We start from the raw sequence: 14,564 nt of genomic DNA, 5'->3' as shown, positions 1-14,564 counted from the left end.
GCTCCGCCGCTCCACGTACGCTGCCGGCGTGCCCGTGACCGTACGCCGAGCAATGGAGACCGACGCCGACGGACTGGCTCGGCTGGCGGCGCTCACCTTCCCCCTCGCGTGCACCCCACGGACGCCGGCCGCCGTCATGACGTCGTACATCGCGAGCCGGCTCGACCCGGGCAGCTTCCGACGGCACCTCACCGACCCCTCCTGCACCGTCCTGCTCGCCGAGTCCGTCCACGATCCCGTCGGGTACGCCGTGCTGGTGGCCGGCGAGCCGGTCGACCCCGACGTCGCGGGCGTGGTCCGACGCCGCCCCACCGTCGAGCTGATGCGCTTCTACGTCCACCCCGACCACCACGGCTCGGGAACCGCCGATCTCCTCATGGAGCACACGCTCACCGCGGCCGGGGCCAGGCAGGCCGCAGGCGTCTGGCTCGGCACCAGTGAGGAGAACGCCCGCGCCAACGCGTTCTACGCCCGCCACGGCTTCGAGGCTGTGGGAATCAAGAGGTTCCGCATCGGCGACGTCTGGGAGGACGACATCGTGCGTGAACGACCTCTCGACGCTGCCCCACCCTGACCTCGCAGGACGGTGGACACCGACCGCCGCGAGGGCCAGCATGGACGGGACGGAGGTCGGGAGCCATGAGCACGGTCAGGGAGCGACTGCAGCACGGGAACGAGCCGATGGCGGGGTTCCTGAACCTCATCCCGTCCGCCGTGGCGACGCAGGCGCTCGCCGCCGCCGGCGCCGACGTCGTGCTGATCGACCAGGAGCACGGTCCGATCGGGCCGGAGAGCATGCACGCGATGATCGCCAGCACGGCCGGCACTGCGTGCTCCCCGTGGGTGCGGGTGTCCGCGCGTGACGAGGGCCTGGTCAAGACGGCGCTGGACGCCGGCGCCGAGGGCATCGTCTTCCCGCTGGTCACCGACGCCGAGTCCGCCGCGGAGTGCGTCGCGCTGGTCAGCTACCCACCGGAGGGGCGGCGCGGGTGGGGACCTTTTGTGGCCCACGCACGCTGGGGGGTGGGGTTGTTCGACTACCTCGAGGTCCGGGGTCGCGAGACGATCTGCACCCTCCTCATCGAGACCCGCAGCGCCGTGGAGAACCTCGAGGCCATCTGCGAGGTCGACGGGATCGACTGCCTGACCGTCGCACCGTTCGACCTCTCGACCGAGCTCGGCGTCTCCGGTCAGCTGGACGCACCCGAGGTGCTCGAGGCCGTCGACCACATCGAGCGCGTCGCGATCGCGGCGGGCATCCCCCTCAGTGGCGCGGCCTTCGACCCGAAGCAGACGCAACGCCTGGTCGAGAAGGGCTACCGGCTGCTGTGGCACGGCTTCGACGTCCTCGCCCTGCAGGGCTTCGTGCGGCAGACCGCACAGTGGCGATCCGGCGGGCAGCCATAGACGCAGCCGGTGCGAGGCCCCTGCGGTCGCACCCCCACGGAGCGACCGCAGGGGCGTTCCCCCGCAGGTCCCCCGTTTGCTCGAGGATGTCGGGACGAGGCTAGGCGGCCCCCGCCCCTGCTGTATCCCCACCTGAGGGTGGTGTCTGGACGGCCGACCGTCGGGCGAGTCCCTCAGCGCCGACCTGCCTACAGGTCGACCTCGCCGACGATCCGGGTGACGGCGTCGCCGGAGACCCACACGTGCTCGTCGACGGCGTCCAGCCGGACCCGACCCTCGCGGCCGATGACGCTGCCCTGGCGCGCGGTGTACGACGACGGCAGCGCACCGGTGCCGATCAGCCACTGGGCGAGCCCGGCGTTGGCACTGCCGGTGACCGGGTCCTCACCGAACTCCCGGCCGTCGGCGTAGAACGCGCGCACCTCGACGTCGGCGCCGAGCTCCGCGGCAGTGGCGGCGTCCCACCGACCGAGGACCGTCACCTTGAGGTCGGTGAAGGCGGGGATGTCGGCAACGACGGCGCGGACCGCGTCGGCCGTCCCGAGGTCGACACCGACCCAGCCCGGACCGTTGTCGATCCACGCCATGTCCTCGACGGCTGCGTCGGTGACGCCGAGCGCGCGGACGATGCGTGCCCGCAGCTCGGCGTCGACGGGCCCGGATCGACGCAGCGGCGGGGCCGCGAAGCCGAGCCGCGGCGAGCGTCGTACGTCGACCAGCCCGGCGCCGCACTCCTGAACGACCACGTCGCCGCGGGGCACTCCCCCGGCCTCCAGCCACGCGTGGGCGCTGCCGATGGTGGGGTGGCCGGCAAACGGCAGCTCACCGCCGGTCGTCCAGATCCGTACGCGGTAGTCGGCGGCCGGGTCGGTCGGCGCGCACAGGAACGTCGTCTCGGACAGGTTGGTCCACCGCGCGAAGCGGGCCATCTCCTCGTCGGTCACACCGTCGGCGCCGTGCACGACCGCGAGCGGGTTGCCGAGCCACGGCTCGGCGCTGAAGACATCGACCTGGCGGAAGGGCAGCACCCGCCGATCCAAGCACAGGTGCGGCGGCGCGCCGGGCCCGGCGCCGCCCGGTCATGACCTCCCACGTCATGGCCCCGCGGCGCCACCGCGACCAGCCTTGGGCCATGACCACCACACAGCAGACCCGGACCGCCACGACACACGACCGCCGCGGGATCACCACACCCGTCGCCGGCCCCTTCCTCCTCGCCGACGCCGCCATGACCGGTGTCAACGGACTGGCGTACGCCGTCGCCGGCGGCTGGCTCGCCGGCTGGTTCGGCGCGCCCGAGACCCTCGTGCGCTCCCTCGGCGGGTTCCTCCTCCTCGTCGCCGCGGGAGTGGCACTGCTCGCCACCCGACGCCCGATCCCGCGACGCGGCGTCGCCGCGCTCGCCGCCCTCAACATCGTCTGGGTCGTCGCCAGCCTGGACTACGCGCTCCTCGGTGGGCTCACCACGATCGGAGTGGCCTGGACCGTCCTGCAGGCCCTCGTCGTCGGTGTCTTCGCCGCGGGACAGGTGTGGCTGGCACGGAAGGGCTGACACAGTGACCGCCATGACCCTCGACGCCCCTCTCGACGCACCGGCGCCGACCGACGTGGGCGCGCTGGTGCGGCACTGGCGGCAGCGCCGCCGTCTGTCCCAGCAGGCGCTGTCCGACCAGTGCGGCGTCTCCACCCGGCACCTGTCCTACATCGAGACCGGCAAGGCCCGGCCGAGCCCGACGATGGTCGGGCAGCTCAGCGAGGCGCTGGCCGTCCCGCTGCGCGAGCGCCGCCGGCTCTTCACCGCGGCGGGGTTCGTCCCAGACACGTCCGAACTGCCGCTCGGCGCGCCCGCGCTGGCCGAGGTCAACGACGCGCTCGAGCAGATCCTCGCCGGGCACGAGCCCTACCCGGCGCTCGTCATCGACGGCGGCTGGGACCTCGTGACGGCGAACGACGCCGCCTACCGCCTGCTCGCGGACGTGCCGCCCGAGCTGCTGGAGCCCCCGGTGAACGTCGTACGGCTGAGCCTCGACCCGCGCGGGCTCGCGCCCCGCATCGCCAACCTCGACGAGTGGCGCGCGGCGATCATGTCGCGGATCCGCCACGAGCACGACACGACGGGTGACCCGCGGCTCGCAGCGCTGCTGTCGGACTTCCCGGTCCGGAGGCCGCAGCCGACACCGGGGATCGTGCTCACGCTGCGGCTGCGATCGGGCAGCGACGTGCTGTCGTTCCTCACCACGACGACCGTCTTCGGCACCCCGGGCGACGTCACGGTGGCCGAGCTGGCGATCGAGGCGCTCTACCCCGCCGACGCCGCCACCCGGGCGCTCCTCAGCCAGGGCTAGGCGCGGGCCAGCAGCTCGAGCGCCTGGCGGTAGCCGTCTATCCCCTGCCCGGCGATCGTGGCCACCGCGTGCGGTTCGATGACGGAGGTGTGGCGGAAGGCCTCGGCGCGCTGCTTCGGGTCGGAGATGTGCACCTCGACCAGCGGTGCGGTGAGCTGGGCGCAGGCGTCCCAGACGGCCAGGGAGTAGTGGGTCCAGGCACCGGCGTTGAGCACGACGGGCACGCCGTCGTCGGCCGCGGCGTTCAGCCAGTCGAGCAGCTCGCCCTCGTGGTTGGTCTGGCGGACCTCGACGTCGAGGTCCAGCGCCCGCCCCCACTCCACGCACTGGTGGGCGAGCTCGGCGTGGGTCGTCGAGCCGTAGATCTCCGGCTGCCGACGACCGAGCCGCCCCAGGTTGGGACCGTTGAGGACGAGGACCTTCGTCATGGGCGCAGCGTAGTGGCGCGGGCGCGTCGGACCTCGTCGGTGTCCGGGAGCGCCGGGACCGACCAGTCGGCGGGCGGGCGCCAGGTCGTCCACTCCTCGTCGAGGGGCCAGTCCTGTCCCTCCACCAGCTCGGCCCGCGCCCACTCGGCGACCGCCCGGATCTCGGTCGCGATCTCGACTGAGTAGCGGCCGCACGCGACAGCAGCCTCGACCTCGTCGGCGTCCTTGAGCCACAGGACGCCGTCGGGCTCCAGCCACAGGTCGAGGGTCAGGTCGCGGGTCGCGGTCGCTCCGTCGGATCGCCGGTGCGGCAGCTCCAGGTTGACGTAGTGACCGGCGAACGCCCCGTCGTCCTCCCAGAAGAGCCACACCGACCAGGGGCGTCCGGTCGGCACGATCCGCAGCACGCCCCCGCCCAGCCAGGGCGAGATCACCGGCGCGAGCGCGACGGTGAAGCGTTCGGACAACGGCACCTCGCGCGTCGACCGGCCGTCGGCCGGTCGCCAGTCGAGTCCCTCGGTGCCCTCTGCCAACCAGGCCACCAGTCCGCGCTCGTCGTCGCGGACGACCTTCAGCGGCGCGATGCTCCGGCCGTAGTGCCAGAGCACGATGTCGCCAGGCGCCTGGTAGGGCGCGGTGCCGGCGTCGCGCCAGTCGTTGCCGACGTTGCGCTCCGCCTCGAGCAGGGACAGGTCGACGGGCCGCGGTGTGGCTGCTCCGACGAGGCGGACCATGGAACCGCCGGACTCGCTGACTGCCGTCGCTTCCCCCGTGGTCTCGCTCACCGGCCGGAGGCTATCGCGGCGTAGGCCGCCCGCAGGTCGTCCTCGCCCGGCCCGGCGAGGATCCGCGGGGAGGCGAGGTCGTCGAGCACGACGAAGCGCAGCTGGGAGCCTCGTGCCTTCTTGTCCACCTTCATCGCCGCGTGCAGGTCGTCGAAGGGCGCGGCGTCGTACGACGTCGGCAGCCCGACGCGGCCGAACGCGGCGCGGTGCCGTTCGACGAGCGCGGGGTCGAGCGAGCCGGCACGAGCCGCGAGCTCGGCGACGTAGACGCAGCCGATGGCGACGGCCTCGCCGTGCCTGACGGTGTAGTCGCTGGTGCGCTCGATGGCGTGGGCGAGGGTGTGGCCGTAGTTGAGCACCTCGCGACCAGGGTGGCCGTCGGCGCCGCCGGTCTCCCTGAGGTCGTCGACGACGACGTCGACCTTCACTCGGACCGCCCGCTCGACGAGCTCACGCAGCTCGGCGGAGTCCCAGGTCAGCGCGGCCGGGTCGGTGCGCTCGACGACGTCGAGGATGGCGGGGTCGGCGATGAAGCCGCACTTCACGACCTCGCCCAGCCCCGCAACGAGCTCCTGGTGCGGGAGCGTCTCCAGCAGGGCCAGGTCGCACAGCACCCCGGCGGGCTCGTGGAAGGACCCGACCAGGTTCTTGCCGGCGCCCGTGTTGATGCCGGTCTTGCCGCCGACCGCGGCGTCGACCATGGCCAGCAGGGTCGTCGGCACGTGCACGACACGTACGCCGCGCAGCCAGGTGGCGGCGACGAAGCCGCCCAGGTCGGTCGTGGCTCCCCCGCCGATCGTCACGACCGCGTCGGAGCGGGTGAAGCCGGCCTCGCCCAACGCCTCCCAGCAGTCGGACGCGACGGGAGCGGTCTTGGCGCGCTCGCCATCGGGGAGCCCGAGCGCAAGGACGTCGTAGTGCTCGACCAGGGCGTCGACCACCGGGTCGGCGAGCCCTCCGAGCGTGCCGGCGTAGAGCACCGCGACCCGCTCGACCGACGTACCGAGCAGGCCGGGCAGGCGCCCGGCCAGCCCGTGACCGATGACGACGTCGTAGGGCGAGGCACCACCCACGTGCACGACCGTGTCGCCGGACGGCGAGGCCTCGGGAGCGCCGGCCGGCTGCTGGGAAGGCTGGTGGGACCGCTGGTGGGACCGCTGCTGCTGCTTGCGGGTCTGGCGCTTGGTCATCCGAGCAGCCTCCGGACCTCGGCCGCCACCTCGTCCGCCGTACGTCCGTCGGTGTCGACGGTGTGCGCCGCCACCGACTCGTAGACCGGCGTGCGCTCGTCGAGCAGCGCCTTGATGCGCGAGCGCACGTTGCCCAGCAGGAGCGGGCGCCCCACCCCGAGGCCGACCCGCTTCACCGCGTCGGACAGACCGACCCGGAGGAACACCACCGGCAGGCCGGCCAGCAGCTCGCGGGTCTCGGGGCGCAGGACCGCACCCCCGCCGAGCGCCAGGACCCCGTCGTGCTCCGCGAGGGCCGCGGCGACCGCAGCGGCCTCCAGGTCACGGAAGTGGTCCTCACCCGACTCCACGAAGATGTCGGAGACCTCCCGCCCGGTGCGCGCCTCGATGTCGGCGTCGGTGTCGCGCACGGGCAGGTCCCAGGCGTCACCGAGCAGGCCGGCGACCGTCGTCTTGCCGGCCCCCATCGGGCCGACCAGGACGACACGAGGAGCCATCAGCGAAGCCCCCTCATCGGAATCGCAGGGTGTCGAGGTACGACGCGGCGTTGCGCCGCGTCTCCCGCACCGAGTCGCCGCCGAACTTCTCCACCACCGCGTCGGCGAGCACCAGCGCCACCATCGCCTCCGCGACGATCCCGGCGGCGGGGACGGCGCACACGTCGGAGCGCTGGTGGTGGGCCACGGTCGCCTCACCTGTGGCGACGTCGACGGTGCGCAGCGCGTTGGGCACCGTCGCGATCGGCTTCATCGCGGCGCGCACCCGCAGGACCTCGCCGGTGGACATGCCGCCCTCGGTGCCGCCGGAGCGGCCCGACGTGCGCCGCAGGCCGTCGTCGGTCGTGACGATCTCGTCGTGCGCGAGCGAGCCGGGGGTGTCGGCGAGCTCGAAGCCGTCGCCGACCTCGACACCCTTGATCGCCTGGATGCCCATCAGTGCGCCCGCGAGCCGGGCGTCGAGCCGGCGGTCCCAGTGCACGTGCGAGCCGAGGCCCGGCGGGAGGCCGTGGACGACCACCTCGACGACGCCGCCGAGGGTGTCGCCGTCCTTGTGGGCCCGGTCGATGCGGGCGACCATCGCGGCGCTCGCGTCGGGGTCGAGGCAGCGGACCTCGTCGGCGTCGAGCCGCTCGACGTCGTCAGGAGCGGGTACGACGCCGGCGGGCGCCTTGACGCCTCCGAGCGAGACGACGTGGGAGACGATCCGCGCGCCGACGGCCTGCTCGAGGAAGTTGGACGCCACCCGGCCGAGCGCGACGCGGGCGGCGGTCTCGCGGGCGGACGCGCGCTCGAGGATGGGACGGGCCTCGTCGAAGGCGTACTTCTGCATGCCCACGAGGTCGGCGTGGCCGGGGCGCGGCCGCGTCAGCGGGGCGTTGCGGGCAAGCGCCTCGAGCTCGACGGGGTCGACGGGGTCGGCCGACATGACCTTCTCCCACTTCGGCCACTCGGTGTTGCCGACCTCGATGGCGACCGGGCCGCCCTGGGTCTCACCGTGGCGCACGCCGCCGAGCACGCGGACCTGGTCCTGCTCGAACTTCATCCGCGCACCGCGGCCGTAGCCGAGCCGGCGCCGGGCCAGCGAGTCGGCGAGGTCGTCGGTCGTGACGCGGACGTGGGCGGGCAGCCCCTCGAGGATCGCCACCAGCGAGGGACCGTGGGACTCGCCTGCTGTAAGCCATCGGAGCATGCGTGAAGTCTCTCAGCCCCACAGGCGCCCAGCGAGCGCGGTCCCCCAGACGAGACCCACGAGGGCCCCGCCGACCATGAACGGGCCGAACGGAAAGGACCTCTTGAGCAGGCTGCGGTCGCGCCGGGCGACGATCACCGTCAGGGCCGGGAGGACGAAGAGCATGAAGCTCGCCCACAACCCGATCGCCAGGGCGCCCCAGCCGACCCAGCCGAGCACCAGCCCCACGGGCGCCGCCAGCCGGACGTCGCCGAAGCCCATGCCGGCGGACCGGACGAACCACAGCACCCAGAAGAACGACCGGGCGAGCACCATCGCGACGAGGGCGCGCACCAGGGCGTCGCGCTCCCCCGTGGCCAGGCCCACGACCGTGACCGCGACGACCGCGGCGAGGGTGGCGGGCAGGACGATGACGCGGGGCAGCAGCCGGGTGTGCCAGTCGATGACCGACAGCGCGACCGCGACCGGGGTCAGCGGCACCAGCCACACCAGCGGCCAGTCAAGGCCGGTGGCGGCGCCGAGCAACGCGCCGGCGGCGGCCGAGACCAGCGCGCTCCGCCACGCGAGCCCGGGCCGGGCTGCGATGTCGGCGTAGAGCATCTTGGGCGGCTCGTCGGCCTCGTCAGCGGGCTCGGGAGCGGGATCCTGGGGGGCGGGCTCCGGCACCCGGGCGACGAGCCTCGGCACCAGCAGGCCACCGAGCCCGGCGAGCAGGGCAGCGACGAGCGCGGCGAGCACGGTGTCGGTCACGGGAACATTCAACCGGCACTGCGCGCCGCGAGGGCGCGTTCGCCTGCTTCTCGCATGGTGGCGAGCGGCGCGCGCAGGCCGGTGAAGAGCTCGACCTGCAGCGCGGCCTGGTGGACGAGCAGGTCCAGCCCGCCGACGAGCACCCGCCCGTCGGTGGAGGCGGCCAGCGGGGTCGGCCACGGGTCGTAGAGGACGTCGAAGACGACCGGCACGTCCGCGCAGGCGGCGACGAGCTCGGGGGTCTGTGCCGACGCGGGGACGGTGGACACCACGACGTCGACGGTGGAGCCGGCGGCCGGTAGGTCGGGCCGGGCGCTCCACTGTCCGCCGGCGAGGGACGTCACGTGCACCTCGGGCCCGGCCGGGTGCCCGCGCAGGGCGGTCAACGTATCTTCCGCGCGGGCCTCGTCGCGCACGGCGACGGTGATCGTCCGGACGCCGAGGTCGACCAGCGCCAGCCCGACCGACGTGGCGGTGGCGCCGCCGCCGAGGACGGCCGCCGTGGCCAGCGGGGACGTCGTACGCTCCCGGATCGCGGCGACCGCACCCGGCAGGTCGGTGTTGTCACCCGAGCGGCTGCCGTCGTCCTCGAGCACGACCGTGTTGACCGCGCCGGTCAGGTGCGCCCGGTCGGTGAACCGGTCGACCAGCGCGAGCGCCTCGCGCTTGAGCGGCATGGTCAGCGACAGCCCCCGCCACTCCTCACCGAGTCCCGCCAGGAAGGCCCCGAGCCCACCGGAGGCGACCCGGTGGGCGTCGTAGGTCCAGTCCAGACCGAGCTCGGCGTACGCCGCGCGGTGCAGCACCGGCGACAGCGAGTGGGCGATCGGGTCGCCCAGCACGCCGCAGCGCCGGCTCAGCACCGGTCGGAGGTCTCGCAGTAGGTCTTGTACTCGTCGCGTCCCTCGAGGAAGCCGTCGTAGTCCTCGTAGAACTTCGTCTCACCCGTGGCGAGGTCGACGGTGACGTAGTAGTACCAGTCGCCCTCGGCGGGGTTGGCCGCGGCAGCGATGGCGTCGTCGCCCGGCGACTCGATCGGCGTCGGCGGGAGGCCGGCGTTGATGCGGGTGTTGTAGGGAGTGTCCTCCGCCAGCTGCTCGGGCGTCAGCTCGGTCGAGCCGGGCGAGAGGCCCAGGCCGTAGGCGATCGAGGCGTCGATGCCGAGCGTGCCGTTGGTGCCGCCCTTGTCGCCGGGACCGTCGAGGCGGTTGTAGATCACGCGCGAGATCTTCGGCATGTCGTCGCCGCGGCCCTCGGCCTCGATGAGGGAGGCGATGATCATCAGCTCGCCGGGCGTCTTGCCCAGCTCGGCGGCCCGCTCCTCCAGGCCCGCGGCGTCGGCGGCCTCGCGCCAGCGGTCGACCATCATCTTGAGGACCCGGACCGGCTTCATGCCCGGCTTGATCTCGTAGGTCGCCGGGAACAGGTAGCCCTCGGCGTTGCCGTTGGCGTAGTCGGGCAGCCCGATCTTGTCCGGCTGCTGGAGCGCGCGGTTCCACGCCTGCTCGGGGAAGTCGGTGTTCTCCGCCAGCGTCGAGACGATCTCGGTGACCCGCAGGCCCTCGGGGATCGTGACGGTCGGGAAGCCGATGAGGTTGTCGGGGTCGATGAGGACCTCGAGGGCGTCGGCGGCCTTCATCTCCTTCTGGAGCTCGTAGGCGCCGACCTGGATGCCGGCCGCGTCGGGCTCGCCGGCCGCGGCGTCGATGAAGGCCTGCACGGACTTGGTGACGCCGTCAGCCTTGAGGTTGCGACCGATCTGGGCGGTCGTGTCCCCCTCGTTGACGGTGAACTCGACCGAGCCCGTGCCGGGCCCGGGGTAGTCGTCGGGACCCTGGAACTGGTCGGCGACCCACGAGACGCCCTGCGTCAGCGCGACGTAGAAGCCCCCGAGGAGCACGACGAGCGCGACGAGGACGGCCACGCAGCCCTTGAGGCCGCGGCCCTTGCGCCGCCTGCCTCCCGGGACGTACTCGCGGTCGTCCTGGTAGTCGTCCTGGGGGTCGTCGTACGCCACCTCGTCGGGTTCGGTCCCGCGCTCAGTCATCTGTCTCCGCCACCTCGACGATCTCTCCCGGTGCCTGTCCGCTCGACCGCTCCGTGTCGAGTGCAGTCTGCAGGATCAGCACCGCTGCTGCCTGGTCCACCACCGCGCGTCGTTTGGCCCCGCGTCGACCCTGCTCGCGCAGGATCGACTCGGCCGACACGGTGGTCAGTCGTTCATCACACAGCCTGACAGGCACGGGAGCAACTCGGCGGGCCAGCCGGCCGGCGAGCGCACGCGCCTTCTCGGCCGCCGGGCCCTCCGAACCGTTGAGCGAGCGCGGCAGCCCGACCACGACCTCGACCGCCTCGAGCTCGCTCACGAGCTGCGCGATCCGGCGTACGTCGCCCTTCCCGCTGCGCACGGTCTCGACCGGTGTGGCGAGGAAGCCGGAGGGGTCGCTGCTCGCCACGCCGATCCGGGCATCCCCCGGGTCGACGCCGAGCCGCACTCCGAACCGCATTCTCGGTCCCACTCAGCCCTGCGCCCTCGCGGCGACCTCGCGGGTGACGAGCTCGAGGGCCTCGTCGATGCGCGTGGCGTCGGTGCCGCCGCCCTGGGCGACGTCGTCCTTGCCGCCGCCCTTGCCGCCGAGCAGAGGCCCGACGGCGCGGACCAGCTCGCCGGCCGACAGCCCGCGGGCGCGCGCCTCGTCGTTGGTGGCGGCCACGACCGACACCTTGCCGTCGGCCTGTCCGATGATGACCACCACGCCGGGCTCGCCCTGCGGCAGCCGGCCCCGCACATCCATCGCGAGGTTGCGTACGTCGCCCCCGCCGGCGCCGTCGGCGCGGTGGGCGACGAGCTTGACGGGGCCCACCTGCGTCGCACCGGCCGCCAGGTCGGCGCTGGCGCCGAGCAGCTGGGCGAGCCGCGCCTTCTCCAGCTCCTTCTCGGCGCTCTTCAGGCGCTCGGTGAGGCCCTGGACGCGGCTGACCAGGTCGTCGGGCTGGGTCTTGAGCAGGCCGGTGAGCTGGGCGACGACGTCGCGCTCGCGCGCGAGGTAGCCGAAGCCCTCGACGCCGGTGAGCGCCTCGATGCGCCGGTTGCCCGAGCCGACACTGGTCTCGCCGGTCACCACGACGGTGCCGATCTGCGAGGCGTGGTCGACGTGGGTGCCGCCGCAGAGCTCGCGCGACCACGGGCCGCCGATCTCCACGACGCGCACCTTGGTGTTGTCGTAGGTCTCGCCGAACAGGGCGATGGCGCCCCACTCCTTGGCCTGCTCCAGCGTCATGTAGTCCCACGACACCGGCAGGTCGGCACGCAGCGCCTGCTGGGAGACGAGCTCGATGTCCCGCACCTGCTCGGGGCTCAGCGACGTCGTCCAGCCGAAGTCGAGCCGGAGGTAGCCGGGGCGGTTGTAGGAGCCGGACTGCAGTGCGGTCGGGCCGAGCACCTCGCGCAGCGCGGCGTGAACGACGTGGGTGCCGGAGTGCGCCTGGCGGGCGCCGGTGCGCCACTCCGGGTCGACGCGGGCGTGGACCTCGCGACCGGGGTCGAGCTCGCCCTCGAGCACGCGCACCTGGTGCACGACCAGGCCCTTGATCGGGCGCTGGACGTCGAGCACCTCGAGCCGCCCGCCGTCGAAGACGATGGTGCCGGCGTCGGCGACCTGGCCGCCGGACTCGGCGTAGAACGGGGTGCGGTCGAGCACCAGCTCGCCGACCTCGCCCTCGGCGAGCCGGGTGACGGGCGCACCGCCGCTGAGCAGCGCCAGCGGCTTGGACTCGGTCTCGAGCGTCTCGTAGGCCAGCCACTCGGTGGGGCCGAACTCGTCGAGGACGCCGCGGTAGGCGGCCGTGTCGCCGTGGGCGCCCTTCTTGGCGCGCGCGTCGGCCTTGGCGCGCTCGCGCTGCTCGGCCATCAGGCCGCGGAAGCCCTGCTCGTCGACGGTGAGGCCCTGCTCGGCCGCCATCTCGAGGGTGAGGTCGATGGGGAACCCGTAGGTGTCGTGCAGGGCGAAGGCGCGCTCGCCGGACAGCGTCGTCCCACCGGTCTGCTTCACCTCGGACGCGGCGGTGTCGAAGATCTGGGTGCCGGCCTGGAGCGTCTTGCGGAACGCGTCCTCCTCGGCGTAGGCCACCTGCGAGATGCGCTCCCAGTCGGTGACGAGGTTGCCGTAGACGGGGCCCATCACGTCACGGGACACCGGCATCAGCTCGGGCAGCACGCGGTCCTCGCAGCCGAGGAGGCGCATCGAGCGCACAGCACGCCGCAGCAGGCGGCGCAGGACGTAGCCGCGGCCGTCGTTGCCGGGGGTGACGCCGTCACCGATGAGCATCATCGACGAGCGGACGTGGTCGGCGACCACGCAGAACCGGACGTCGTCGGCGCGCTCGACGCCGTACTTCTTGCCGGTCAGCTCCTCGGCCCGCGCGATGACCGGGTAGACGATGTCGATCTCGTACATGTTCTTCTTGCCCTGCAGCAGCAGCGCCACACGGTCCAGGCCCATGCCGGTGTCGATGTTCTTCTTCGGCAGCGAGCCCGCGATGTCGAAGTCGGACTTCGACCGCACGGCGCTCAGGTCGTCCTGCATGAAGACGAGGTTCCAGATCTCCAGGAGCCGGTCCTCGAGCTCGAGCGGCATGTCGGGGCCGAGGGTGGCGACGTCGAAGTCCGGGCCGAACTCGGGCCCGCGGTCGAAGAGGATCTCCGAGCACGGTCCACCGGGTCCGGGCACGCCCATCGACCAGTAGTTCTCCTTGGGGCCGAGCTGGACGATCCGCTCGCGGGGCAGCCCGGTGACCTTCATCCAGAGGCCGATGGCCTCCTCGTCGCCGACCAGCACCGACGGGTAGAGGCGATCCTTGTCCAAGCCGTAACCGCCCGCCTCCACGGGGTTGGTGACCAGCGACCACGCCAGCTCGATGGCGCCCTCCTTGAAGTAGTCGCCGAAGGAGAAGTTGCCGCACATCTCGAAGAAGGTCGCGTGCCGCGTCGTCTTGCCGACGTCCTCGATGTCGGGCGTGCGGATGCACTTCTGCACGCTCGTGGCGCGGTCGAACGGCGGCGTCTCCTGGCCGAGGAAGTAGGGCTTGAAGGGGACCATGCCGGCGTTCACGAACAGCAGGTTGGGGTCGTCGGCGAGTGTCGAGGCGGAGGGCACCACGGCGTGTCCGGCGGCCTCGAAGTGCGCGAGGAAGCGGCGGCGGATCTCGGCGGTGTCCATCAGTGCTGGTCCTTCATCTGTTCGGTGCTGCTGGTCAGTTCGGGTAGTCCATGAGGCCGGAGGCCCAGCTGCTCGCGCAACTCGGTTTCCCGCTCGGCGCGGCCCTGCTGCACCTCCTCGGCGAAGAGCCGGGCGCCGGCCTGCCAGCCGCGGACGCGGTCACGCAGGCCGTCGGCGGTGAGGGACTCGGCGGCACGGCGGGCGCGGGCAGCGGCGTACACCCCGACCCCCGCCCCGGCGACGAACCAGAGAGGGCGACCCATCAGGCGACGTCCTCCCGCACGGCTGCGCGCTCGCGGGCCCGGAACTCGCGCAGCGCCTGCTTCATCTCTGCCCGGCGCTCGCGTCCGGCGGCCTTGGTCTCCTGGCGGACCGCGAACCGGATCCGGTTGCGCGTCTCGGGCGACAGGGCGCGGCGCAGGCCGTGGGTCCAGCCGGCGGCCTTCACCACCGTCTCGCGCGCGACGATGTCGGTGAAGAGGCGACCGTCGATGGGCTGGGCCACGGGGACCGCGGGCACGGGGTCGGGCTGCTCCTCGGCCCCCACCTGGGTGATCACGAAGGCGGTCGTGCCGCTGTCGGCGACGGGGGGCGACTGCGCGGCGGGGGTCGACGGCAGGGCGACGCGCTCGGCGAGCGACGACACCAGCGACTCGGCGCGGCGGGCGCGCCGGTGCGCGAGCAGGGCGACGACGAGCGCCACCAGCGCCACCGCACCGGCTGCCGCCAGCCCCACCTGCTCGTTCGTCAC

The 14,564-nt window shown here is 73.1% G+C and carries 17 protein-coding genes; 4 read left to right on the top strand and 13 right to left on the bottom strand.

What is annotated here, in order from left to right:
- The first annotated feature begins 28 nt into the window (after positions 1-28).
- The gene (locus HOO61_RS14840; protein WP_216658913.1) at positions 29-574 is read left to right on the top strand and encodes an N-acetyltransferase; all 546 of its coding nucleotides are present in this window, start codon (positions 29-31) and stop codon (positions 572-574) included.
- A 65-nt stretch (positions 575-639) separates the two neighbouring features.
- Positions 640-1,407, top strand: a complete 768-nt coding sequence (locus HOO61_RS14835; protein WP_172259672.1) for an HpcH/HpaI aldolase/citrate lyase family protein — start codon at positions 640-642, stop codon at positions 1,405-1,407.
- A gap of 188 nt (positions 1,408-1,595) precedes the next feature.
- Here HOO61_RS14835 and HOO61_RS14830 read toward each other — a convergent pair whose 3' ends face one another.
- Positions 1,596-2,435 carry a PhzF family phenazine biosynthesis protein gene (locus HOO61_RS14830; protein ID WP_172259670.1) on the bottom strand — a complete coding sequence of 280 codons (840 nt, stop codon included), beginning with the start codon at positions 2,433-2,435 and terminating at the stop codon, positions 1,596-1,598.
- Positions 2,436-2,539: 104 nt separating this feature from the next.
- Here HOO61_RS14830 and HOO61_RS14825 point away from each other — a divergent pair, with 104 nt between their 5' ends.
- Both HOO61_RS14825 and HOO61_RS14820 read left to right on the top strand, forming a co-directional pair.
- Positions 2,540-2,959: a hypothetical protein gene (locus tag HOO61_RS14825; RefSeq protein WP_172259668.1), complete on the top strand. Its 420-nt coding sequence runs from the start codon at positions 2,540-2,542 to the stop codon at positions 2,957-2,959.
- 13 nt (positions 2,960-2,972) lie between these two features.
- Positions 2,973-3,752, top strand: a complete 780-nt coding sequence (locus HOO61_RS14820) for a helix-turn-helix domain-containing protein (protein ID WP_172259666.1) — start codon at positions 2,973-2,975, stop codon at positions 3,750-3,752.
- Here the strand turns inward: HOO61_RS14820 and HOO61_RS14815 are convergent.
- Genes HOO61_RS14815 through HOO61_RS14760 form a run of 12 tightly spaced genes read right to left on the bottom strand, consistent with a single transcriptional unit; the run spans position 3,749 to position 14,564 of the window.
- Entirely contained in the window at positions 3,749-4,180 is a 432-nt protein-coding gene (locus HOO61_RS14815) for a type II 3-dehydroquinate dehydratase (protein ID WP_172259664.1), read from the bottom strand. The two genes, HOO61_RS14820 and HOO61_RS14815, sit on opposite strands and share 4 nt — an antisense overlap.
- Complete coding sequence (locus tag HOO61_RS14810) at positions 4,177-4,965, bottom strand: DUF402 domain-containing protein (protein WP_172259662.1); 789 nt, start codon at positions 4,963-4,965, stop codon at positions 4,177-4,179. The genes HOO61_RS14815 and HOO61_RS14810 overlap by 4 nt, the downstream gene beginning before the upstream one ends.
- On the bottom strand, positions 4,962-6,155 hold the full coding sequence (gene aroB, locus HOO61_RS14805; RefSeq protein WP_172259660.1) for a 3-dehydroquinate synthase: 1,194 nt from the start codon (positions 6,153-6,155) through the stop codon (positions 4,962-4,964). Before aroB ends, HOO61_RS14810 begins: the two co-directional genes overlap by 4 nt.
- Positions 6,152-6,652 (bottom strand): shikimate kinase, encoded by a 501-nt coding sequence (locus HOO61_RS14800; protein ID WP_172259658.1) that lies wholly within the window; start codon positions 6,650-6,652, stop codon positions 6,152-6,154. The genes aroB and HOO61_RS14800 overlap by 4 nt, the downstream gene beginning before the upstream one ends.
- Positions 6,653-6,665: 13 nt before the next feature.
- Positions 6,666-7,844 (bottom strand): chorismate synthase, encoded by a 1,179-nt coding sequence (aroC, locus tag HOO61_RS14795; RefSeq protein WP_172259656.1) that lies wholly within the window; start codon positions 7,842-7,844, stop codon positions 6,666-6,668.
- Positions 7,845-7,856: 12 nt separating this feature from the next.
- Entirely contained in the window at positions 7,857-8,594 is a 738-nt protein-coding gene (locus HOO61_RS14790; protein WP_172259654.1) for an A24 family peptidase, read from the bottom strand.
- A gap of 8 nt (positions 8,595-8,602) precedes the next feature.
- Entirely contained in the window at positions 8,603-9,457 is an 855-nt protein-coding gene (locus HOO61_RS14785; protein WP_367650190.1) for a shikimate dehydrogenase, read from the bottom strand.
- Positions 9,451-10,641 (bottom strand): endolytic transglycosylase MltG, encoded by a 1,191-nt coding sequence (gene mltG, locus HOO61_RS14780; protein WP_172259652.1) that lies wholly within the window; start codon positions 10,639-10,641, stop codon positions 9,451-9,453. The genes HOO61_RS14785 and mltG overlap by 7 nt, the downstream gene beginning before the upstream one ends.
- A complete protein-coding gene (ruvX, locus tag HOO61_RS14775; protein WP_172259650.1) occupies positions 10,634-11,101 on the bottom strand; it encodes a Holliday junction resolvase RuvX in 468 nt (155 codons plus the stop codon). The genes mltG and ruvX overlap by 8 nt, the downstream gene beginning before the upstream one ends.
- Positions 11,102-11,113: 12 nt before the next feature.
- Positions 11,114-13,813 carry an alanine--tRNA ligase gene (gene alaS / locus HOO61_RS14770; RefSeq protein WP_172259648.1) on the bottom strand — a complete coding sequence of 900 codons (2,700 nt, stop codon included), beginning with the start codon at positions 13,811-13,813 and terminating at the stop codon, positions 11,114-11,116.
- Entirely contained in the window at positions 13,813-14,076 is a 264-nt protein-coding gene (locus HOO61_RS14765; RefSeq protein ID WP_216658912.1) for a DUF6167 family protein, read from the bottom strand. The genes alaS and HOO61_RS14765 overlap by 1 nt, the downstream gene beginning before the upstream one ends.
- Positions 14,076-14,564, bottom strand: a complete 489-nt coding sequence (locus HOO61_RS14760; protein ID WP_172259646.1) for a hypothetical protein — start codon at positions 14,562-14,564, stop codon at positions 14,076-14,078. Before HOO61_RS14760 ends, HOO61_RS14765 begins: the two co-directional genes overlap by 1 nt.

Origin of the sequence: Nocardioides sp. zg-1230 (genome assembly GCF_013155335.1) — a bacterium.
Classification (GTDB): Bacteria; Actinomycetota; Actinomycetes; order Propionibacteriales; family Nocardioidaceae; genus Nocardioides.
This window is presented reverse-complemented; position numbering and strand designations above follow the sequence as displayed.